This window comes from Oceanivirga salmonicida, from assembly GCF_001517915.1.
Classification (GTDB): domain Bacteria; phylum Fusobacteriota; class Fusobacteriia; order Fusobacteriales; family Leptotrichiaceae; genus Oceanivirga; species Oceanivirga salmonicida.
The window spans coordinates 15,391-38,643 of sequence record NZ_LOQI01000010.1 but is presented as its reverse complement, the minus strand read 5'-3'; the positions used below and the strand labels follow the sequence as shown (position 1 = coordinate 38,643).

General features: G+C 29.8%; 20 protein-coding genes, 1 tRNA gene, 1 pseudogene and 1 riboswitch. All 22 genes and pseudogenes read left to right on the top strand.

Annotated elements, in window-relative coordinates; genetic code table 11:
* A pseudogene (locus AWT72_RS09605) lies at positions 1–1,120 on the top strand (hypothetical protein); the annotation flags it as partial.
* A gap of 140 nt (positions 1,121–1,260) precedes the next feature.
* Positions 1,261–1,363: riboswitch (glycine riboswitch) on the top strand.
* Positions 1,364–1,509: 146 nt separating this feature from the next.
* Complete coding sequence (locus tag AWT72_RS02355) at positions 1,510–1,881, top strand: GrdX family protein (protein WP_067140223.1); 372 nt, start codon at positions 1,510–1,512, stop codon at positions 1,879–1,881.
* Positions 1,882–1,902: 21 nt separating this feature from the next.
* Complete coding sequence (gene trxB / locus AWT72_RS02350; protein WP_067140221.1) at positions 1,903–2,847, top strand: thioredoxin-disulfide reductase; 945 nt, start codon at positions 1,903–1,905, stop codon at positions 2,845–2,847.
* Positions 2,848–2,928: 81 nt separating this feature from the next.
* Entirely contained in the window at positions 2,929–3,246 is a 318-nt protein-coding gene (gene trxA, locus AWT72_RS02345) for a thioredoxin TrxA (RefSeq protein ID WP_067140218.1), read from the top strand.
* A gap of 45 nt (positions 3,247–3,291) precedes the next feature.
* Positions 3,292–4,578: a glycine/sarcosine/betaine reductase component B subunit gene (locus AWT72_RS02340; RefSeq protein WP_067140215.1), complete on the top strand. Its 1,287-nt coding sequence runs from the start codon at positions 3,292–3,294 to the stop codon at positions 4,576–4,578.
* Positions 4,579–4,632: 54 nt separating this feature from the next.
* On the top strand, positions 4,633–5,094 hold the full coding sequence (grdA, locus tag AWT72_RS02330) for a glycine/sarcosine/betaine reductase complex selenoprotein A (protein WP_082680510.1): 462 nt from the start codon (positions 4,633–4,635) through the stop codon (positions 5,092–5,094).
* A 28-nt stretch (positions 5,095–5,122) separates the two neighbouring features.
* Positions 5,123–6,433 (top strand): glycine reductase complex selenoprotein B, encoded by a 1,311-nt coding sequence (gene grdB, locus AWT72_RS02325; protein ID WP_082680509.1) that lies wholly within the window; start codon positions 5,123–5,125, stop codon positions 6,431–6,433.
* A 56-nt stretch (positions 6,434–6,489) separates the two neighbouring features.
* Positions 6,490–8,007, top strand: a complete 1,518-nt coding sequence (grdC, locus tag AWT72_RS02315) for a glycine/sarcosine/betaine reductase complex component C subunit beta (RefSeq protein ID WP_067140200.1) — start codon at positions 6,490–6,492, stop codon at positions 8,005–8,007.
* 12 nt (positions 8,008–8,019) lie between these two features.
* A complete protein-coding gene (gene grdD / locus AWT72_RS02310; RefSeq protein WP_067140197.1) occupies positions 8,020–9,162 on the top strand; it encodes a glycine/sarcosine/betaine reductase complex component C subunit alpha in 1,143 nt (380 codons plus the stop codon).
* A gap of 205 nt (positions 9,163–9,367) precedes the next feature.
* Positions 9,368–10,777 carry an alanine/glycine:cation symporter family protein gene (locus tag AWT72_RS02305; RefSeq protein WP_067140193.1) on the top strand — a complete coding sequence of 470 codons (1,410 nt, stop codon included), beginning with the start codon at positions 9,368–9,370 and terminating at the stop codon, positions 10,775–10,777.
* 254 nt (positions 10,778–11,031) lie between these two features.
* Positions 11,032–12,321, top strand: coding sequence for a sarcosine reductase complex component B subunit alpha (grdG, locus tag AWT72_RS02300; RefSeq protein ID WP_067140190.1), 1,290 nt, complete (start codon positions 11,032–11,034; stop codon positions 12,319–12,321).
* A gap of 13 nt (positions 12,322–12,334) precedes the next feature.
* Positions 12,335–13,657, top strand: a complete 1,323-nt coding sequence (gene grdF / locus AWT72_RS02295; protein WP_082680508.1) for a sarcosine reductase complex component B subunit beta — start codon at positions 12,335–12,337, stop codon at positions 13,655–13,657.
* 36 nt (positions 13,658–13,693) lie between these two features.
* On the top strand, positions 13,694–14,830 hold the full coding sequence (locus AWT72_RS02285; RefSeq protein WP_067140181.1) for a YkvI family membrane protein: 1,137 nt from the start codon (positions 13,694–13,696) through the stop codon (positions 14,828–14,830).
* Between the two features lie 30 nt (positions 14,831–14,860).
* Positions 14,861–15,253, top strand: a complete 393-nt coding sequence (locus AWT72_RS02280) for a GrdX family protein (protein WP_067140178.1) — start codon at positions 14,861–14,863, stop codon at positions 15,251–15,253.
* 208 nt (positions 15,254–15,461) lie between these two features.
* Positions 15,462–16,943 carry a BCCT family transporter gene (locus tag AWT72_RS02275; RefSeq protein WP_067140174.1) on the top strand — a complete coding sequence of 494 codons (1,482 nt, stop codon included), beginning with the start codon at positions 15,462–15,464 and terminating at the stop codon, positions 16,941–16,943.
* Between the two features lie 35 nt (positions 16,944–16,978).
* Complete coding sequence (locus AWT72_RS02270; protein WP_067140171.1) at positions 16,979–18,307, top strand: glycine/sarcosine/betaine reductase component B subunit; 1,329 nt, start codon at positions 16,979–16,981, stop codon at positions 18,305–18,307.
* A gap of 44 nt (positions 18,308–18,351) precedes the next feature.
* The gene (gene grdH, locus AWT72_RS02265) at positions 18,352–19,659 is read left to right on the top strand and encodes a betaine reductase selenoprotein B (protein WP_082680507.1); all 1,308 of its coding nucleotides are present in this window, start codon (positions 18,352–18,354) and stop codon (positions 19,657–19,659) included.
* A 120-nt stretch (positions 19,660–19,779) separates the two neighbouring features.
* A complete protein-coding gene (locus AWT72_RS02255) occupies positions 19,780–20,937 on the top strand; it encodes a DUF819 family protein (RefSeq protein ID WP_067140163.1) in 1,158 nt (385 codons plus the stop codon).
* A gap of 106 nt (positions 20,938–21,043) precedes the next feature.
* Positions 21,044–21,140 (top strand) — tRNA-Sec (locus AWT72_RS02250).
* Positions 21,141–21,347: 207 nt separating this feature from the next.
* Positions 21,348–22,322, top strand: a complete 975-nt coding sequence (selD, locus tag AWT72_RS02245; RefSeq protein WP_197407589.1) for a selenide, water dikinase SelD — start codon at positions 21,348–21,350, stop codon at positions 22,320–22,322.
* A 16-nt stretch (positions 22,323–22,338) separates the two neighbouring features.
* Complete coding sequence (gene yedF, locus AWT72_RS02240) at positions 22,339–22,950, top strand: sulfurtransferase-like selenium metabolism protein YedF (RefSeq protein ID WP_067140161.1); 612 nt, start codon at positions 22,339–22,341, stop codon at positions 22,948–22,950.
* Positions 22,951–22,958: 8 nt separating this feature from the next.
* Positions 22,959–23,246, top strand: a complete 288-nt coding sequence (locus AWT72_RS02235; RefSeq protein WP_067140158.1) for a putative Se/S carrier protein — start codon at positions 22,959–22,961, stop codon at positions 23,244–23,246.
* The last annotated feature ends 7 nt before the right edge of the window (positions 23,247–23,253 follow it).

Below are 23,253 nucleotides of genomic sequence, written 5' to 3'. Positions count from 1 at the left end.
TGTTGATGGTAAAATACAAGGTAAAGTATTATTTAATAAACCAAATGGAGATAAATATTATTTTAATTTTGATAGAAATAAGGCTGTGGGTAAGGGAAAAGCAGTTTATAAAAATGGGACTATAGTTAATTTTACGGTTTTTGATAATTATGATACAATAAATGGAGAATTTAATATAGTATTTCCGAATAAAGATGAAATATCAATGCTATTTATTGAAAATATACAGGTGGGAAATGTAGTATTAAAATCTAATAATAAGCTAAAAGTATTTAAAGATTTCTATGACTTAAAAGAAAGATATAAAAAATATGATATAGGTAAATATTTAAAAGATATTTTAGTTGCTAAAATTAAAGAAGAAAAAGATGGAGAAATAAATTACGAATACAAAGATAATAATAAAACTTTAACTTATAGTATACCTAAGTATAAAGATTATGTAGATGGAGAACTTTTTATATTCACATATGATAATAAACAAAAAAAGATAATAAAAAAGGAAAAATATGAAATAAAAAAAGGACAGTTTAATGGGAAACATATTTCTGATGAAATAAATAAAGGAATATTCATAAAAATATCTGAAACATATAAAGATGGTTTATTAAATGGTAAAAGTTATACGAAATTTGGAGAAAGAGCCACATTTGCTAAAACCTATAATATGGGAATAAAAAATGGAGAATTTGTATATAAATCTAAACAAAAAAAATTTTATATCTATGAAAATTTTAATAATGGATTATTATTAAATCAAACAAGAATAAATGAAAATAAATTTCAAGAAGTTATATTTGAAAATAATATTCAAAGAGCCTTTATAAATATTGTTGAAAAAAATAATAAAAAGTATGGAATAATACTTATTTCAAAAGGTGAAAAATATTTATATATTTTTGGATATGAAAATAAAATGAATAAATATAACATTATAGAAGGAAATGCCACAGATTTAAATATTCCTAAAATTGATATAGATGAAGATGGAAATATAGAAAAAGTTAAAAATAAATTAAACGAAATAATTAAAAATAAAGAAAAATATGAGAAAAAAAGAATTATTATTAAATATGAAAGTATTAAGGATATAGATACTTTATCATTGAAAGAATATTAAATTTATCAATTTAAAATGACCCTTAAAATGGCTTAAAATAATATGCCAAATTAAGGGTTATTATTTATAAAGTTTTAGAAAATTTTTTATTGACTTTTGGAAAAAAGGGGTTATAATCTAGTATAAATGAATATATTTGGATGAAGAATACGGGAGAGACTTTAATATAGAGCACCGAAGGGACAAGTTAGCTAATTTGCGATTTCTAGCGAAATTCTCAGGTAAAGAGACTGTATTTGGACAAAACTCTGGAATAGATTATAACAGGGAAAAAGCAGAAGTATTTTCCTGTTTAGTAATATAGCAAGAGAGAATTTTACATAAGGGGAGGGAAATGCAGTAGTGTTTTCCTGTTTTTTTGTAAAGTAAGCGTAGAAGGAGACATAAAAGTGAAATTGTTAACAAATAATCCGAAGTTTTTGAATTATATAAGTAAAGGCATAGAAGTAGATTTTAGAAATGTAAGTTATCTTGAAATATTAAAAATAGCAAGAGATTATATACATGAAAATTATGAAATACTTACTCATCCTATGTATGGAAGTGTAAAGCCAAATGAAACTGTTTATAGAACAATAGTTTTAAAAACAGGAGATATTTTAGATATTAATTCAGTTAATTTAATATCGCAGGCAATAGAGACATTTATAAAATTTGAAAAAAATAAAAAAACTCCAATGTGGGTTGAAACAGTAAAAGACGATTTTAGTGTCATAGATTATGATTTAATTACAAATGCTATAAATAGAATAATTAAATAATAAAGAATAAGGAGGCTAATTATGACAGAACATTTTGATCTAATAATAATAGGATCAGGTCCAGCAGGTTTATCTTCAGCATTATATGCATCAAGAGGAAGACTTAAAACATTAGTTTTAGAAAAAGGACAAAATGGTGGGCAAGCAGCAATTACTCATCTAATTGAAAATTATCCAGGGTCTATTGAAAATCCAACAGGACCTAATTTAACTGGAAGAATGCTTGAACAATGTAAAAATTTTGGTACGGAAGTAAGAAAAGAAGAAGTTATTGAAGTAGATTTTTCAGGAAAAGAAAAAATAGTTAAGTGTAAAGATAAAGTTTACACAGCAAAGGCAGTAGTAATTGCAACAGGAGCAACTCCTAGAAAATTAGATGCACCAGGTGTAAAAGAACTTTCAGGAAAAGGAATTTCATATTGTGCTACATGTGATGCTGACTTTTTCAAGGAATTAGAAGTTTATGTAGTAGGTGGAGGAAATAGTGCTATTGAAGAAGCTATTTTCTTATCAAAATTTGCAAGACAAGTTCATGTAGTTCATATATTAGATGAATTCCAATGTGAAGGAATTACATTAGAAAGAGCTAAGAATACTCCTAATTTAGATATTAAGACAAAGACAATGGTTCAAGAAGTAAAAGGAGATGGAATTTTAGAATCAATAGTTTTCAAAAATCTAGATACAGGGGAAGTTTACGAAGTTGAAGCAGATGAAGATGATGGAACAATGGGATTATTTATATTCATAGGTTATGTTCCACAAACAGAATTATTCAAAGGAAAAATTGAACTTGATAAATATGGTTATGTAGTAGCAAGTGAAAATACTGAAACAAATGTTCCAGGAGTATTTGTAGCAGGAGATTGTAGAATAAAAGATGTACGTCAAGTAATTACAGCAGCAGCAGATGGTGCAGTTTCTGCAATAATGGCTGAAAAATATATAAGCGAACATTTTGAATAAACTATTAACTACTATTTAAATAATGTGTGTTATTAAATTATAAATTTATATATTATTTTGCTAAAAGGAAGGAGGAAACAAATGTTAGAATTAGATAAAGACAATTTTGAAGTAGAAGTACTACAAGCACAAGGATATGTATTTGTAGATTTTTGGAGTGAAGGTTGTGCACCATGTAAAGCTTTAATGCCAGAAGTTCATAAATTGGCAGAAAAGTATGATGGTAAAATGAAATTTACTTCATTAGATACTGCAAAAGCAAGACGTATGGCTATTAAACAAAGAGTTTTAGGATTACCAACATTAGCAGTTTATAAAGATGGTATAAAACTTGAAGAAGTTACAAAAGATGATGCAACTATAGCGAATATAGAAGCAATGATAAAAAAATATTTATAATTAACTACTACGTTAGTTATTTCAAAAATAGGGGAGGAATAGAATATGCGTCTTGAATTAGGAGAGATTTATATAAAAGATATTCAATTTGCTTCAGAATCAAAAATTGAAAATAATGTTCTTTATGTTAATAAAGAAGAACTAATTAAAAATATTTGGGACGATGATGCAATTATATCTGTTGATCTTGACATAGCTAGACCTGGAGAAAGTGTACGTATTACTCCGGTAAAAGATGTAATCGAACCACGTGTAAAAGTAGAAGGTAATGGAGGAATATTCCCTGGTGTTTTATCAAAAGTAGGAACTGTTGGAGAAGGAAAAACAATAGCTCTTAAAGGTATGTCAGTAATAACTACAGGGAAGATTGTAGGATTCCAAGAAGGAATTATTGACATGACAGGTGTTGGGGCAGAATATACACCATTTTCAAAATTAAATAATTTGGTTGTAATTGCTGAACCAGCAGAAGGTGTAAAACAGCATGAACATGAAAAAGCTGTACGTTATATAGGATTTAAAGCGGCTAAATACTTAGGAGAATTGGCTCGTAGTTTAAAACCTGAAAATGTAAAAGTATATGAAACAAAACCATTACTTGAACAAATAGCAGAGTATCCAGAATTACCAAAGGTAGGTTATGTATACATGCTTCAAACACAAGGATTATTACATGATACTTATGTATATGGAGTAGATGCTAAACAAATAGTTCCTACACTTCTTTATCCAACAGAAATAATGGATGGAGCAATAGTTAGTGGTAACTGTGTATCAGCATGTGACAAAAATCCTACTTATGTTCATTTGAATAATGGTGTAATTGAAGAATTATATAAAAAACATGGAAAAGAAATCAATTTCTTAGGTGTAATTATAACAAATGAAAATGTTTATTTAGCAGATAAAGAAAGATCATCAAACTGGACAGCAAAATTAACTAAATATTTAGGTTTAGATGCTGTTATAGTTTCACAAGAAGGATTTGGAAACCCAGACACTGATTTAATAATGAACTGTAAAAAAATTGAAAATGAAGGTGTAAAAACTGTTATTGTAACTGATGAATATGCTGGACAAGATGGAGCAAGTCAAAGTTTAGCAGATGCTGATGCTAAAGCAGATGCAGTTGTAACAGGAGGAAATGCTAATCAAGTAATAGTATTACCAAAATTAGATAGAATAATAGGACATATAGACGTTGTAAATGTTATTGCAGGTGGAAATCAAGATTCATTAAGAAAAGATGGAAGTATAGAAGTTGAAATTCAAGCAATTACAGGTGCAACAAATGAAACAGGATTTGGATATTTAAGTGCAAAAACATTTTAATGCATAAAATATAATTAATTTTGAATAAAAATAATAAAAATAGGAGGAAAGATAATGAGTAGTCTTAAAAATAAGAAGATAATTATTATTGGTGATAGAGACGGAATACCCGGACAAGCTATCGAAGAATGTGTAAAAACAGTAGAAGGGGCAGAAGTAGTATTTTCATCTACTGAATGCTTTGTTTGAACGGCTGCAGGTGCGATGGACTTAGAAAACCAAAAACGTGTTAAAGAAGCTGCTGATAAATTCGGTGCTGAAAACGTTGTGGTATTATTAGGTGCATCAGAAGCTGAAGCTGCTGGTCTAGCAGCTGAAACAGTAACTGTAGGAGATCCTACTTTTGCAGGACCTTTAGCGGGGGTTGCATTAAATCTTGGAGTGTATCATATAGTTGAAGAAGAAGTAAAAGGTCAAGTAGATAATGCTATTTATGAAGAACAAATAGCAATGATGGAAATGGTATTAGATGTTGAGGAAATTTCAAAAGAAATGAAGGAAGTACGTGGAGAATAATCCGTTTAATTAATTTAAGGAGGAAAAAATGTATAAAGTAAAAGTAGTACATTATATAAACCAATTTTTTGCAGGAGTTGGTGGGGAAGAAAAGGCACATATAGAGCCAGAACTTAGAAAAGAACTTCCGCCAATATCACAACAATTGCAAAGTCAATTGGGAGAAGAATTTGAAATAGTAGCTACAGTAGTATGTGGTGACAGCTATTTCAATGAAAATCTTGAAAAAGCACAAGTTACTTTACTTGAAATGATAAAAGATATGAATCCTCAATTATTTATTGCGGGTCCAGCATTTAATGCAGGTCGTTATGGAGTTGCTGCGGGAACTATTACTAAACTTGTTCAAGATAAATTGAATATACCTTCTGTAACTGCGATGTATGTTGAAAATCCAGGTGTTGATTTATATAAAAAAGATATATATATAGTAGAAGCATCTGATAGTGCAGCAGGTATGAGAAAAGTTTTACCTAAGTTGGCTAATTTTGCTAAAAAATTATATAAAGGTGAAGAAATACTTTCTCCAAAAGAAGATGGTTATATACCAAAAGGTGTAAGAGTTAATTTCTTCCATAAAGAAACAGGTTCAAAACGTGCAGTAGATATGCTTATAAAGAAAATAAAAGGAGAATCTTTTGAAACAGAATATCCTATGCCTAATTTTGACCGTGTTGAGCCAAATAAAGCAGTTAAAGATTTATCTAAAGCAAAAATTGCTTTAGTAACATCAGGAGGTATTGTACCTAAGACTAATCCTGATCATATTGAATCTTCTTCTGCATCAAAATATGGTGAATATTGCTTGAAAGGATTTGATGATTTAACTGAGCAAACTCATGAAACAGCACATGGTGGGTATGATCCTGTTTATGCTAATTTAGATGCAGATCGTGTATTACCAGTAGATGTAATGCGTGATTTAGTAAAAGAAGGTGTAATAGGAGAATTACATGATAAATTCTACACAACAGTAGGTAATGGTACTGCAGTTGCTAATGCAAAAGCATTTGCAAAAGAAATTGGTGCTAAATTAGTATCTGCTGGGGTAGATGCAGTTATTTTAACATCTACATGAGGTACTTGTACTCGTTGCGGTGCAACGATGGCAAAAGAAATAGAGAGAGCTGGAATACCTGTTGTTCATATGTGTACAGTTGTACCAATTTCTCTAACTGTTGGAGCAAATAGAATTGTTCCTGCTATTGCGATACCTCATCCATTAGGTAATCCAAAATTAGATAAAGCTGATGAAAAGAAATTAAGAAGAAAATTAGTTAATAAGGCATTAAAAGCGTTGACAACAGAAGTAAGTTGTCAAACAGTGTTTGAAAATTAAATCATATAATCCAGAAAGGAGATAGGAAAGGGTAACCCCCTTTCCTAAATATAAATATGAATTATCCAGTATTTAAAGGAGCAGGATATGTTTTAGTTCATACTCCGGATATGATTGAAAGTGGTTCAACATGTTCGATAGAGAGAATAACAAATCCTGGTTCGGAATTTTTACAAAATGTAAAAAAACATATCAGAACATATGAAGAAGTGGTTGATTATTTACCAAATCAAGTATATATAGGAAGAAAGACTCCAGAAGAATTGGGTACTTATCCATTACCTTGGTATGATATAAAAGATCAAAAAGGAGATCGTTACGGTAAATTTGGTCAAATAGTTCCACAAGATGAATTTTTGGCAATAATGAAATTGTCAGATAGTTTTGATTTAGTAAAATTATCAGATGAATTTATAAATGAAGTATCTCCAAAATTGGAAAAGAATTTTAAAGAATTATCACATTTATTTGGACAATTAAAAGGTTCAGATATAAGTGATATGAGTGATGCTGATCAAGCATTGATACATAATGGAAAAGTTGTTGGTTATGTTAAAAGAGCACATGATGTAGATCCTAACCTTAATTCACACGTAATGTTTGAAAATATTGTTGTAAAAGCATCAGGTGTAATATCAGCATTAGAACTTTTAAAATCTTCAAAAATAAATCCACAAGATATAGATTATGTTATAGAATGTTCTGAAGAAGCATGTGGAGACGTAAATCAACGTGGAGGAGGAAACTTTGCCAAAGCCATAGCAGAAGTAGTTAATTTAGTAAATGCTTCAGGTTCTGATTTAAGAGGTTTCTGTGCAGCTCCAACTCATGCATTAATAAGTGCAGCATCATTAGTTAAAGCAGGAGTTTATAAAAATGTTATGGTAGTTGCAGGAGGAGCAACTGCAAAACTTGGAATGAATGCAAAAGATCATGTTAAAAAAGGAATACCAGTATTAGAAGACGTACTTGGAGGATTTGCAGTCCTTATTTCTGAAAATGACGGAGTTAGTCCAATAATTAGAACTGATTTAGTAGGTAAACATAATGTTGGAACTGGTTCTTCACCACAAGCAGTTATATCTGCATTGGTAACTCCAGGATTAGATAAGGCAAAATTAAAAATAACTGACGTAGACGTTTATTCAGTAGAAATGCAAAATCCTGATATAACAATGTCAGCAGGAGCAGGAAATGTTCCAGAAGCAAACTACAAGATGATAGGTGCTTTAGCTGTACTTCGTAAAGAAATGGAAAGAACAGAATTAAAATCATTCATAGAAAATAAAGGATTACCAGGTTGGGCTCCAACACAAGGTCATATACCATCAGGTGTTCCATATATAGGATTTTTATGTGATGATTTGACAACTGGAAATAAAAATAGAGCCATGATTATTGGTAAAGGAAGTTTATTCTTAGGAAGAATGACAAATTTATTTGATGGTGTATCATTTATAGCTGAAAGAAATACAGGTATAAAAGATGAAGAAGGCACAGTATCTAAGGAAGAAATTAGAAAAATAATAGCGGAATCAATTAGAAAACTTGCTCAGAATATTACAGAAGAGTAGGGGTGTGAGATTATGAGCAAAAAAATAATTTCAGAAGTTCTTATGGAAGTAGCAGATGCTATTGAAACAGGAAACTTCGGTAAAAAAATAAAAGTAGGAGTAACAACTTTAGGTAGTGAACACGGAGTTGATAATATTATAAAAGGTGCAAAATTTGCAAAAAATGATTTGTTTGATATAGTTTTAATAGGAAAAGGTCATGAAGATTTTGAAAGTTATGAAACTAGTTCAGAAGAAGAAGCACATAAAATAATGGAAGAACTTTTAGATAAAGGTGAAATATCTTCATGTGTTACAATGCACTATAATTTCCCTATAGGAGTTTCTACAGTAGGTAGAGTAATAACTCCTGGAAAAGGAAAAGAAATGTTTATAGCAACTACTACTGGTACATCAGCAACTGATAGAGTAGAAGCGATGGTTAGAAATGCCATATATGGAATAGCAACTGCTAAATCAGTTGGTATATGTAAACCAACAGTTGGAATTATAAACATAGAAGGTGCAAGACAAACTGAAAAAATATTATTAGAACTTCAAAAAAATGGGTATGATTTTAAATTCTCTGAATCTCAAAGAGCAGACGGTGGATCTGTAATGAGAGGAAATGATTTATTAATGGGTACTCCTGATGTAATGGTAACAGATTCATTGACTGGAAATCTTTTCATGAAGATATTTTCTTCATACACAACAGGTGGAGATTATGAAGCACAAGGATATGGTTATGGTCCAGGAGTAGGCGAAGATTATGATAGAAGAATTTTAATTTTATCAAGAGCATCAGGTTCGCCTGTTGTTGCAAAAGCTCTTAAATATGGTTATGAAATTGCTATAGGAAAAGTTGATGAAAAGGCTAGACAAGAGTATAAAAAAGCACAAGATGCAGGTTTAGATAAAATTTTTTCTGAATTAAAAAATAAAAAACAAGAAACAAAACCTTCTGAAGAAATAAAAATGCCCGAAAAAGAAGTAGTAACTTCACAAATTTCAGGTGTTGATATCATGGATTTAGAAGATGCTGCAAAATTATTATGGAAACATAATATTTATGCTGAAAGTGGTATGGGATGCACAGGTCCTATTATTCTTGTAAGTAAAGAAAATAAAGAAAAATCAAAAGAAATTTTAAAATCAGAAGGATTGTTATCGTAAAAAAAAACAAGTTATTGATTTGAACATTTTTTACGAATATATTAGTTAAAAAAATAACAATATTTCTATATAAACTTACGGTAGTTGAGAAATTTTACTATATTGATATTTACACATAAAACTAAACGGAAAAACGTAAGTTTTAGTAAATATTAAAAATTTAAAACTACCGTTTTTTTATATATGAATTTAAGGAGTAAAAAATATGGGTTATGAAGAGTTGATAAAATTAATAAATACAATAAATAATTTCATTGCCAGTAATATCTTAATGTGGGGATTATTAGGTGTAGGATTATTTTTAAGTATTATGTTAGGATTTCCACAAGTAACTAAATTTTCAAGAGCATTTAAAATGGTATTTAAGAAACAAATTACTAAAAAAGAAGGTTCGATGACTTCATTCCAAGCTCTTGCTACTGCTATTGCAGCACAAGTAGGAACTGGGAATGTAGCAGGAGTTGCAACAGCAATAACTGCAGGAGGACCAGGGGCAATTTTCTGGATGTGGATTGCGGCCTTTCTTGGTATGGGGACTATCTTTGCCGAAGCTTGTTTAGCTCAAAAATATAGATCTAAAATTAATGGCGAATTAGTTGGTGGACCAGCATATTATATACATTATGGTTTGAAAAAAACAGGAATAATAGGTAAATTTTTAGCTGGCTTTTTTGCTATATCAATAATTTTAGCATTAGGATTTATGGGAAATGCAGTTCAATCAAATTCTATTGCAGCAGGAATTAAAGGAATAAGTGGATTAGAAAATATAAATGGCGGAATAATAGGAGTAATAGTTGCTTTTCTAGCAGCATTAATCTTTATTGGTGGTATGAAAAGAATTGCAAAATTTGCTGAATTAGTAGTTCCAATTATGGCGGCAGTATATATATTTGTTAGTATTATAATTTTAATTATATTCCATAATCAAATAATTCCTACATTTGCTTGGATAATAAGAAGTGCTTTTGCACCTAGTGCAGTAGCAGGTGGTATTGCAGGAACAGTAGTAAAAGCAGCAGTTCAAAAAGGTGTTGCAAGAGGATTATTCTCTAATGAAGCAGGAATGGGTTCTACACCACATGCCCATGCAGTAGCACACGTTAAACATCCAGCTGAACAAGGGTTAACAGCAATAGTAGGAGTGTTTATAGATACAGCAGTAGTTTGTTCTGCAACAGCTTTATCTATTTTAGTAACAGGAGCATATAATGTCACAGATGTTAATGGACAATATCTTAAAGGTGCTCAATTAACACAAGGTGCTTTCAAAATAGCATTTGGTGAATTTGGAGCAATTCTATTAGCAGTTTGTCTTGCATTTTTTGCTTTTACAACTATAATAGGTTGGTATTATTTTGGAGAATCTAACATTAAATACTTATTTGGTAAATCTGCTTTAATGCCATATAGAATAATAGTAATAATCTGTATAATAGCAGGATCATTACAAGAAGTAGAGATAGTATGGTCATTAGCTGATATATTCAATAGTTTAATGGTTCTTCCAAACTTAATAGCTGTTGCTTGGTTATCATTTGAAGTTAAAACATTACTAAAAGATTACAATAAAAAGTATGCAGAAGGAGATGTAAACTACGATTATAAAGATTGAGTAATTTAAATATTTTACGAAAATGTAAAAAGTGTAAAAAGTTTATCAAATTTAGATACAATAAATAAAAAGAGAAAAAAGGAGGGATAAGCTGGGTTCTTATGTACATAATAACTACTGCTATACATAATAACTACTGCGGTAGTTAGTTAAGTCTGTGGTAATAAGATTATTGATTTAGTAAAGCTAAAGTCTTTGCGTTAAAATCTTGCTACTTTTAATTATGAATATATTACTAAAGGAGGTAATATTAAATGAAGTTAGAGTTAGGTAAAATCAAAATAAATGATATACAGTTTGCAGATAAAACTTATGTCAAAGATCATGTTCTTTATGTAAATAAAGAAGAAGTTGAAAAACTGGTTTTAGAAGATGATAAACTTATAGATTGTAAACTTGAAATAGCAAGACCAGGAGATAAAACAAGAATAACACCTGTAAAAGATGTTATAGAACCACGTGTTAAAGTAAGTGGTGGTGGGGAAATGTTCCCAGGAATAATAGGGAAAGTTAGTCCAACAGTTGGTGAAGGAAGAACTCATTCACTTGATGGATGCTGTGTAGTTACTGTAGGTCGAATAGTAGGATTCCAAGAAGGTGTAATAGATATGAGTGGTCCTGCAGCAGATTATACTCCTTTCTCTCAAACAGTAAATATTTGTGTAGTTATAGAACCTAAAGAAGGATTAGAAACACATGTGTATGAAAAAGCAGGTCGTATAGCAGGGCTTAAAGTAGCTGCGTTTTTAGGTGAAACAGCAAGAAACCTTGAACCAGATACTATAGAAGTATATGAAACAAAACCTATATTTGAACAAGCGGCTATGTACCCAGATCTTCCTAAAGTAGGATATGTTCATATGCTACAGTCTCAAGGATTATTACATGATACTTATTATTATGGAGTAGACGCTAAAGAATTTGTTCCAACATATATGTATCCTACAGAAATTATGGATGGTGCAATAGTTTCAGGTAACTGTGTTGCTCCATGTGATAAAGTTACTACATACCATCATTTCCATAATCCAGTTATTGAAGATTGCTATAAACATCACGGTAAAGATATAAATTTCATGGGAGTTATTTTAACAAATGAAAATGTATTCCTTGCAGATAAAGAACGTCATTCAGATATGGTTGCAAAACTTGCTAAATGGATGGGACTTGATGGAGTAATCGTAACAGAAGAAGGTTATGGTAACCCAGATACAGACCTTATGATGAACTGTGGTAAGGTTGAAAGAAAAGGAATTAAAGTAGTTATTGTAACAGATGAATTTCCAGGTAAAGATGGAAAATCTCAATCACTTGCTGATACTTGTGAAGAAGCAACTGCACTTGCATCATGTGGTCAAGGAAATGCAACTTTACAATTCCCAGCTATGGATAAAATAATAGGAACTATGGAATATATAGAAAATCAAATCGGTGGATGGGCAGGTTGTGTTAATGAAGATGGCTCATTTGAAGCCGAAATTCAAATTATAATAGCATCTACAATAGCAAATGGATTTAATCGTCTTGCTGCAAGAGGATATTAAGGAGGATGGAATTATGAAAAAATATAAAGTAGTACATTATATAAATCAATTTTTTGCTGGTATTGGTGGAGAAGAAAAAGCTGGTCATAAACCTGAATTAAGAGAAGGTGTGGCTATAGGTCCAGGATTAGCATTACAAACTGAATTAGGTGATGATTACGAAATAGTTGCTACAATTATATGTGGTGATAATTATTTCGGTGAAAACTTAGAAGAAGCTACTGAAACTATTTTACAAATGGTTAAAAAATTCAATCCTGATGTCTTTGTAGCAGGGCCTGCATTTAATGCGGGACGTTATGGAGTTGCTTGTGGAACTATATGTAAAGCTGTAGATGAAAAATTAGGAATACCTGTTATTACTGCTGAATATGAAGAAAATCCAGGAGTAGACATGTTCCGTAAAGATGTTATTATAGTTAAAACTAAAAATTCTGCAGCTGATATGAAAAATTCTATAAAAATTGTTTCTAACCTTGTTAAGAAAATGGCAACAGGTGAAGAAATATTAGGTCCTTCAATTGAAGGATACCATGAAAGAGGAATTAGAGTTAATTATTTTGCAGATGAAAGAGCTTCAGCAAGAGCTGTAAAAATGCTTGTTAAGAAAATGAAGGGAGAACCTTTTGAAACAGATCTTCCTATGCCTAAGTTTGATAGAGTAGCTCCTGCAGATCCTGTTAAAGATATTACAAAAGCTAAAATAGCTATAGTAACTTCAGGTGGAGTTGTTCCTACAGGAAATCCAGATCATATAGAATCTTCAAATGCTACAAAATACGGTGCTTATTCTATAGAAGGTCTTAGTGAATTATCATCAAAAGATTTCACTACAATTCATGGTGGATATGACCGTCAATTTGTTATGGAAAATCCTAACCTTGTAGTTCCTCTTGATGTATTAAGAGAAATGGAAAGAGATGGAGAATTTGGAGAATTATATAACACATTCTATGCTACAACAGGAACAGGAACAGCTACAGGTTCAGCTGCTAAATTTGGAACTGAAATAGGACAAAAACTTATTGATGAACATGTAGATGCTGTTATTCTTGTCAGCACTTGAGGTACTTGTACACGTTGCGGTGCAACAATGGTAAAAGGAATAGAAAAATACGGAATACCTGTAGTTCATATGGCGACAGTAGTTCCAATTTCACTTACAATAGGTGCTAACAGAATAATACCAGGTGTGGGAATACCATATCCTCTTGGAGATCCTACACAAGGAGAAGAAGATTCTAAGAAAATACGTAAACGTATGTTAAGAAGAGCTCTTAAAGTATTACAAACTCCAGTTACAGAGCAAACTGTTTTCGAAAAAGATAACTTTTAATATTTTAAATTAAAAAATAATAGGAGGAATCGATATATGGGAGATAATAAAAATTTAATAAACTGGAAAAGAGTTATAATACTTGCAGGAGCAGTTATTGCATTTACTATCGGTTCGGGATTTGCAACAGGGCAGGAGATAATACAATATTACACTGCTTATGGAATGAAAAATTTCTTAGTAATAGCAGTTTTTATGATAACATTTTTATATTACAATTTTAGTTTTGCTAAAGCGGGTTCTGAACAAAAATTTGCAAAAGCCAATGACATATATAGATATTATTGTGGTGATTATATAGGGGGATTTTATGATTACTACTCAACTTCATTTTGTTATATGTCATTTTGGGTAATGGTTGGTGGAGCAGCTTCAACACTTAATCAGGAATATGGATTACCAATTTGGATGGGAGCAACCATATTAACTGTCATGACAGTTATAACTGTTGTTGGAGGATTGAATTCACTAGTAGATGCTATAGGTATTGTTGGTCCTATAGTAGTGGTATTATGTATTACTATTGGGCTTATTACTTTTGTAAGAGATGGATCTAATATTTCTAGTGGTTTAGAAATTATAAAAAATTCAGCTTACGAAGGGGCTAAAGCAGGTGAAAGTATTAAAAATGCAGGTGCTAATTGGCTTATATCTGGATTATCTTATGCAGGATTTGTTCTTTTATGGTTTGCAAGTTTTACTTCTGCTCTTGCCATTAAAAATAATAAAAAAGATTTACAATACGGTATAATAGGTGGAACATTGGCAATATGTATAGCTATAGCACTTGTTTCATTTGCACAAATTGCAAATATAAATACAAGCGAAAATGGTGTATATGTATGGAATGCAGCTATTCCTAACCTTATACTTGCTACAAAAATTTGGAGACCTTTTTCATCTATATTCGCAATGGTAGTATTTGCTGGAATATATACAACTGCTGTGCCTTTACTTTATAATCCAGTATCAAGATTTTCAGATGAGGGAACATCTAAATTTAGATTACTTACTATAGCACTTGGTTTGATAGGTTTAATTGTAGGACTATATCTTCCATTTAGAGTATTAGTAAATATAATATACGTTTTAAATGGTTATGTAGGTGCACTACTTCTTTTCTTTATGCTTTGGAAAGATATCAGTATTTTTAGAAGCAAGAAAAACAGTTAAGATAAATACATAATTTAAGAAAGGAACTTTATGTGGAATATTGAAAAAGTAATACTTATTACTAATAATGACAAAGTTTATGAGAAATATAAAGATACATTACAATGTATCTTTGTTAGAACATATGAGGAAGTTCTAATTAAAGCAAGAAATTTTGTTTATGATAGACATATTCTTCTTACACACCCTCAGGCTTCAAGTTTGAAACCAAATCAAACACCTTACAGATCTGTAATGGTTTACCCTAAGAGTGATAAAGAAGATAACATGAAAGATATACTACTAATAGAAAAATGTATAGAAATTTTTAAACAGTGGCAAGAAATATCGCATACACCTAAGAATTATGAACAAAGAATTGCTGAAGATTTTAAAACTATAGATTTGTCAGTAATTGATAATATTATTCCACGTGTCATGTAAAATTAATAAAAAAATAAAGAATATGTACCTTAGAACTTTCTTTAAACATAATCTTACACTTGTATCTAGTTTAACGGTACATATTCTAATATATAATATTTAAATTGATAATAAATAGTTGAATGTAAATAAATTAAAAAATTTTAAGAAAAGGAGATGTATGATTTAATAGAATAATTTTAAAAACAAATTAATCATGCAAAGATATATGAGTGAAAAAATAAAAGACAATTCAGTTTATATAATTTCAGTCTCAATTATAGCTATTGTCGCATTATATGGACTTATATTCCCAGCAAATTTTGAAACATTGGGAAATGTCCTTTTAAAAGGAATAGTTCGTAATTTTGGTTGGTTTTATACTATAGCAATGACATGTTTTATAGTATTTGCTGTTTGGATAGCATATTTTAGTAAATATAAAAATATAAAATTAGGTCCAGATGATTCTAAACCTGAATATAGTAATATTTCATGGTTTGCAATGCTATTTTCTGCAGGAATGGGAATAGGGTTAGTTTTCTTTGGTATATATGAACCTCTTTTCCATTATGTAAATCCTGTAGGACATGAATCAATGACAGTCGGTGCTGCAAGATTTGCTATGAACAAATCATTTCTTCATTGGGGATTACACCCTTGGGCAAACTATAGTATATTAGGTTTGGGACTTGCATATATGCAATTTAGAAGAAATAAACCAGGATTAATAAGTAGTTTATTTATACCATTAATAGGTGAAAAAAGAGCACAAGGTTATATAGGTAAATTAATTGACATACTTGCAATATTTGCTACAGCAGCAGGAATGGCTACTTCATTAGGATTAGGAACATATCAAATAAATAGTGGTTTGAATTTTATGTTTAATATTCCTGAAAGTTCAACAGTGCAAATAATAATAGTAGTTGGTATTACTGTTATATATACATGGACAGCGGTAACAGGTATTGATAAAGGTATAAAATTAATTTCTAATTTGAATATGATTTTAGTTGTGGCTTTACTAGGCTTATCAATCATATTTGGTCCAACAGTTGATATACTTAATATTTTTGGAGAAAGTACAGGTAATTACTTACAAAGTCTATTATCTAACACATTTGAAATAGGAGCTTTTAGTAAGACTGATTGGTATGGATTATGGACTCTGTTCTATTGGGCATGGTGGATTGCATGGGCTCCATTTACAGGGACTTTCATAGCGAGAATTTCAAAAGGTCGTACTATTAGAGAATTTATAAGTGGTGTACTTATTGTACCATCTGTAGTATCATTCATATGGTTTTCAATATTTGGAGCAATAGATTTTTCAATGGGAAAAGAAATTCTTGTACAAGCTGCAAGTAATGCATCAACAGCATTCTTTATCGTTATAACTAATATAACATTAGGAAATGTAATAGCTGTAATAGCCATAATTTTACTGTTTACATTCTTTATTACTTCAGCAAATTCAGCAACTTTTGTTTTAGGAATGTTATCAGATAATGGTACTTTAAATCCACCTAATTCTAAAAAATTAGTATGGGGAATCGTACAATCAACATTGGCATTATCATTAATGATAGGTTCAGCAAATGGTTTGAAAATGTTACAAACTATATCTATAGTAGCGGCATTCCCATTTGCGATTATAATGCTATTAACTATAGTATCAATAATGAAAGCATTAAAAGAAGATTATTAATATAATCAATTAAAATAATAAATTTGGAGGGACAAATGAAAAAATTAAGAATCCATAATTTTCATGTAAAAGATGTTAAATTTGGAGATAAAACAAAATATGAAAATGAAATTTTATATATAAATAAAGAAGAAGCTATAAATTTTATAAAAGAAGATAAACACATTACAAATGTTGATATAGAAATAGCAAGACCAGGGGAAGATATACGTATTGTTCCTGTTAAAGAAGCAGTAGAGCCACGTGCTAGAAAAGATGGAAGAGCTGCATTTCCTGGAGTAACAGGAGAACTTTCTCCATGTGGTGAAGGAGATTTATATGCTCTTAAAGGAGTTTCTGTACTTGGTGTGGGTATGCACTGGGGATCATTTGGAGATGGTTTAATTGACATGTCAGGAGAAGGTCAAAAATATACTATATATGGAGAACTTATAAATATATGTATAGTTGCAGATACTGATGAAGAATTTGAAAGACATGAACAACAAAAGAAAAATAAAGCAATTAGATGGGCAAGTCATAAATTTGCTGAATATCTTGCTAAATCTGTATTATCAGAAACTTCTAATGATATAGAAGAATATAATTTTGAAGCAGTAAGAAATAGAAATTCAGATATAGAAAAACTTCCAAGTGTAGTGCTTGTAATGCAACCACAATCACAAATGGAAGAAATGGGATATAATGATTTGATATATGGTTGGGATTTAAACCATTATGTACCATCATTTGTAAACCCTAATGAAATACTTGATGGAGCTATTATATCAGGTTCATTTATGCCAGCTTCATCTAAATGGTCAACATATGACATGCAAAATTTCCCTATAATTAAAGAATTATATAATGAACATGGTAAATCTTTAAATTTCTTAGGGGTTATACTTTCAAACTTAAATGTTTCATTAGAACAAAAAGAAAGATCTGCAATTTTTGTAGCTAATTTAGCTAAAGCACTAGGAGCTGATGGAGCAATAGTTACAGAAGAAGGATATGGAAATCCAGATACAGACTACATAAGATGTATAGTTGCATTAGAAGATGTAGGAGTTAAAGTTGTAGGTATAAGTAATGAATGTACAGGTAGAGATGGTGCGAGTCAACCATTAGTTGTGTTAGATGAAAAAGCTAATGCACTTGTTTCTTCAGGAAATGTATCTGAATTAATAAAACTTCCAGCTGCTAAAAAAGTTATAGGAGAACTTCAATCACTAGCAAGAGATGGTTTATCAGGTGGATGGGCTAATGATGAAATATTAGGACCAAGTGTAAAAGAAGATGGATCAATTATCATGGAAAACAATGCAATGTTCTGTGGAGATGCAATAGCAGGTTGGTCTATAAAGACTATGAAAGAATTTTAAGATTTAAGAGAATATAAAACTCATTATATAGGAGGAAAAAAAACATGAAAAAAGCAATTCATTATATAAATCAATTCTTTGGTGGAATTGGTGGAGAAGATAAAGCTGACTTTAAGCCTGTTTTAAAAGAAGGCGTTGTTGGTCCAGGTATGGCATTTAACAGTGAAATGAAAGAAGTTCAAATAACTCATACAATTATTTGTGGTGATAATTACATGGGATCAAATAAAGATGAAGCAATAGCTGAAATAATGGAATTAATAAAAGATTTAGATTTTGATATATTTATTGCAGGACCAGCTTTCCAAGCAGGAAGATATGGAGTTGCTTGTGGTAATATATGTAAAGCAATTAAAGAAAAATATAATGTACCTGTTATAAGTTCTATGAATGTAGAAAATCCAGGTGTAGAAATGTTTAAAAAAGAAATAATTATATTTGAAGGTGGACGTTCAGCAGCTTCTATGAAAGATGATACTAAAGCAATAGCAAAATATATTGATAAAGTATTAAGAAATGAAGAAGTTGGCGGGGCTGAAGAAAATGGTTATTTCGCAAGAGGAATAAGACATCAAGTATGGCTTGATTCAAAAGTAAGTGCTGCTAAACGTGGTGTAGATATGCTTGTTAAAAAACTTAAAGGTGAAGAATTTTGTACAGAACTTCCAATACCTAAAAAAGATTCTGTTCCTGTTGCAACACCTATAAAAGATTTAAAGAATGCTAAAATTGCAATATTAACAACAGGTGGAATTGTTCCTGTAGATAATCCAGATAGAATACAATCTGCATCTGCAACAAGATGGGGAAGATATGATATATCACAAATGGATAGACTTAAATCAGGAGAATTCAAAACTATTCACGCAGGATTTGATCCAGCAGCAGCAGATAATGATCCTAATGTAATAGTTCCTTTAGATGCATTGAAAAATTTAGTTAAAAAAGGAGTTTTTGGTAAACTTCATGACTATTTCTACAGTACTGTAGGAACAGGAACTACTCAAGCAGAAGCTGCAAGAATGGGTAAAGAAATGTTAGAGCATTTAAAAGCAGATAATGTGGACGGTGTTATAATGGTGTCTACTTGAGGTACTTGTACACGTTGCGGTGCAACGATAGTTAAAGAAGTAGAAAAAGCAGGTATACCAATAGTTCAAATGTGTAACTTAGTACCAGTTGCTCTTACAGTAGGTGTAAATAAAATAGTACCTACTATATCTATACCTTATCCTTTAGGAGATCCAGCAACATCTAAAGAAGAACAATATGAATTAAGAGAACATAGAGTTTCAGTAGCATTAGATGCATTAACTAAAGAAATAGAAGGACAAACTGTATTTAAAGTATAATTATGGTATGATTTAAATACAATAAAATAAGAAAAGAGCAAAGCATTTATAATTTTAAAATTATGCTTTGCTTTTTTTCAAGTTTTAAATTATATAAGAATAAAAGGAGATGATATTAAAATGATAAGTTCTGACAATATATGGGGACTTTGGTCTATATTAATATGTATAGCAGCATTTAGTATTTATTTAGAGCAAAAATATGAAATAGCAGCTAAAATTACAGGAGTTATAATTGCATTAGGATTTGCTATGTTCCTTTCAAATTTTGGAATTATACCTTTAGAATCACCAGTTTATGATTCAATATGGACATATGTTGTTCCTATGGCAATACCATTATTACTTTTCAAGTGTAACATTTATCAAATAGGTAAAGAAAGCGGAAGATTAATGGTAATATTTTTAATAAGTTCAGTAGGAACAATGATAGGATCTATTTTAGGTTATTTCTTATTATATAAATATATACCAGAATTAAATCATGTAGCGGGAATGATGTCTGCTACATACATAGGTGGAAGTTTAAATTTTGTTGCAGTTTCAACAAGTTTTAATGTTGACAGTAAATTAATTGCTGCAGCAACTGTTAGTGATAATTTATTAGCAGTAATATATTTCTTTGTATTAATAATAATACCAAGCATTAAGTTTTTCAATAAACATTTTGAAAGAGCTTACGGGAATGATAGTAATAAAGTAGAAAAATTTAAGGAAAATAAAGAAAAAATAGAAATGTCTTTAAAAGATATAGCATTTGCTTTTGCTTCAACTGTAACTATAGTAACAGTTTCATTTGCATTATCTAGTTATTTAAATTCAAATTTTCAAGGAGAATTAGTAATATTCTTAGGAAATAAATACTTAATATTAACTACATTAACTGTTATTTTAGCAACAGTTTTTCCAAAGTTTTTTTCAAATATTTCAGGAGCCCAAGAACTTGGAATTTTCCTAATTTATATCTTTTTTGCAGTTATTGGAGTACCGGCGTCAATTATATCTATAATACAAAATTCTCCTTTACTATTAGTTTATTGTTTAATAATAGTAGTAGTAAATATGCTAGTTACATTTATAGGAGCCAAAATATTTAACTTTAAATTAGAAGAAGCTATACTTGCTTCAAATGCTAATATAGGGGGGCCTACTACAGCAGTAGCTATGGCAACATCTAAGAATTGGACTATATATATTGCACCAGTAATGCTTGTTGGAACATTTGGTTATGTAATTGGAAATTATTTCGGCTTATTTATAGGAAGAACATTAATGTAGCAATAAGTATTTATAACTTATATTGCAACTTACATGCAAATAGAAAAATAAATTTTAATATTGATTTTTGATAATTTATAGGTTATAATTGTATTAATTGAAAAACGGGAGTGGATGAGTTCTGGTGTTCTCTCTGGTCTTCAAAACCAGCATGAGGGGTTAAGAGCCTCTTAGGTGGGTTCGATTCCCACACATTCCCGCCAATACTTTAAAAATATAAAATTGAAAATAAATATTAATTATATACCACTTAATAATACTTTTGAGTGGTATTTTTTTATATATAGCACTTTGAAAAAAAAGGAATAAGTGCTATAATAAAAGTAAAAATATAGTAATTTTGTAGGAAAAGGAGATGTATGGAAAATAAAAAAATGAAAATGATAATCTGTGGTGGTTGAAATTCAAAAATAGGGCCGGGGGCTCTTTCAGAATTATTACAAGATTTACCTAAAAAACAAGATAAAAATTTAATTGTAGGGTATGAATCTTCTGATGATGCCGCAGTGTATAAAATATCAGATGATAAAGCCATTATTCAAACATTAGACTTCTTTACTACAATGATTGATGACCCTTATTTATATGGTCAAATTGCAGCAACTAATGCATTAAGCGATGTTTATGCAATGGGTGGAGAAGTTATATCAGCTCTTAATATTGTAGCATTTCCAGAAAAAATGGATATGGAAATATTAAAGCAAATATTAAAAGGGGGAGCAGAAAAAGTACATGAAGCAGGTGGTGTTCTTGCAGGAGGACATTCAATACATGATACAACTACTAAATATGGATTATCTGTAACAGGTATTATTCATCCTAGTAAAATACTATTAAATAATAACTGTAAACTAGGAGATTTACTAATAGTTACTAAACCTTTAGGAGTTGGTATTATTAATACTGCTAATATGATAAATGAATGTTCAAAAGAGACCTTTGATATATGTGTTAAACAGATGGTAACATTAAATAAATATTCAGCAGAAATTATGAAAGATTTTCCTGTAAATAGTTGTACTGATATAACAGGTTTTGGTTTTTTAGGTCATCTTGTAGAAATGCTTGATAATAAATATTCAGCAGAAATTTTATCTAAAAACATACCAATATTACCTGATGCATATAATTTAGCAAAAGAATTTATAATTACTTCAAGTGGTCAAAGAAATAGAAATTATTTCCAAGATAAAATAGAATTTAAAACAAATGATTTTGCTTTGGAAGAAATAATGTATGACTCTCAAACTTCTGGTGGACTACTTATAAGTATTCCATCTGAATATGGAGAAGAATTATTAGAAAAATTAAATAAACTTGAAATTAAAAGTAGTATAGTTGGAAAAGTAATAGAAAAACAAGACAAAGATATAATAGTATATTAGAAAATATGGAGAAAAAATGAAAAAATTTGAATTTAATGCAAAAGGAATGGCTTGTCCATTACCAGTAGTTAAAACAAAAAAATTATTATTAGAATATGATATAGTAGAAACAACAGTAGATAATTTGATTGCTACTCAGAATTTAGAAAAATTAGCTTTTCAACTAAATTATAATTTTGGTATAGAAAAAATATCTAATGAAGAATATAAAGTAATAATATCTAATAATAAAATAGATAAAAGTGAAAATAAAGAAGTTTTTAAATCAGAAAATAATGAAAAAATTAAAACTTCAAATGTTGAATATATAGCAGTAATTAACAAAAAAACAATGGGACATGGTAGTGATGAACTAGGAAATAAACTTGTGAAAGCATACTTATATGCATTATCTGAACAAGAAATATTACCTAAAAAAATAATATTCTATAACGAAGGGGCAATACTTGTTGATAAGGATAAAAGTCATGTTTTAGATGAATTAAAAGAACTTGAAAATAAAGGTGTAGAAATTGTATGCTGTGGTGTATGTCTTGATTACTATAATATACAAATTGCAGTAGGGAAAGCAACAAATATGTATTTTATAGTAGAAGATATGATAAAAAATAAAGTAATATATATGTAGGTGTAGATATGATAGAAGAAGCACTGATAGTATTTTACAATACTCATGATTCAATAAAAGCAGATAATATTTGTTTATTACAAAATATTAAAGCTAGTCTTGTACCTACGCATCCATCTATTTCTTTGGGTTGTGGTTTTATGTTAAAAACAGAATGGAATAATTTAAACCAATTAATAGAAATGTTAGATAAAGAAAATATAGAGTATAAGGCACTATATTATTCTAAAAAAATAGGTATAAAAAGAGATATAAAATTAATGTATGAAAACGATAATTTATATGAAAACTTGTAATTTTAGA

What these genes read in the sequence shown, in the direction of transcription:
- trxB (WP_067140221.1), top strand. Translation starts at nt 1,903, where the DNA reads ATGACAGAACATTTTGATCTAATAATAATAGGATCAGGTCCAGCAGGT.
- trxA (WP_067140218.1), top strand. Translation starts at nt 2,929, where the DNA reads ATGTTAGAATTAGATAAAGACAATTTTGAAGTAGAAGTACTACAAGCA.
- AWT72_RS02340 (WP_067140215.1), top strand. Translation starts at nt 3,292, where the DNA reads ATGCGTCTTGAATTAGGAGAGATTTATATAAAAGATATTCAATTTGCT.
- grdC (WP_067140200.1), top strand. Translation starts at nt 6,490, where the DNA reads ATGAATTATCCAGTATTTAAAGGAGCAGGATATGTTTTAGTTCATACT.
- grdD (WP_067140197.1), top strand. Translation starts at nt 8,020, where the DNA reads ATGAGCAAAAAAATAATTTCAGAAGTTCTTATGGAAGTAGCAGATGCT.
- AWT72_RS02305 (WP_067140193.1), top strand. Translation starts at nt 9,368, where the DNA reads ATGGGTTATGAAGAGTTGATAAAATTAATAAATACAATAAATAATTTC.
- grdG (WP_067140190.1), top strand. Translation starts at nt 11,032, where the DNA reads ATGAAGTTAGAGTTAGGTAAAATCAAAATAAATGATATACAGTTTGCA.
- AWT72_RS02285 (WP_067140181.1), top strand. Translation starts at nt 13,694, where the DNA reads ATGGGAGATAATAAAAATTTAATAAACTGGAAAAGAGTTATAATACTT.
- AWT72_RS02280 (WP_067140178.1), top strand. Translation starts at nt 14,861, where the DNA reads ATGTGGAATATTGAAAAAGTAATACTTATTACTAATAATGACAAAGTT.
- AWT72_RS02275 (WP_067140174.1), top strand. Translation starts at nt 15,462, where the DNA reads ATGAGTGAAAAAATAAAAGACAATTCAGTTTATATAATTTCAGTCTCA.
- AWT72_RS02270 (WP_067140171.1), top strand. Translation starts at nt 16,979, where the DNA reads ATGAAAAAATTAAGAATCCATAATTTTCATGTAAAAGATGTTAAATTT.
- AWT72_RS02255 (WP_067140163.1), top strand. Translation starts at nt 19,780, where the DNA reads ATGATAAGTTCTGACAATATATGGGGACTTTGGTCTATATTAATATGT.
- yedF (WP_067140161.1), top strand. Translation starts at nt 22,339, where the DNA reads ATGAAAAAATTTGAATTTAATGCAAAAGGAATGGCTTGTCCATTACCA.
- AWT72_RS02235 (WP_067140158.1), top strand. Translation starts at nt 22,959, where the DNA reads ATGATAGAAGAAGCACTGATAGTATTTTACAATACTCATGATTCAATA.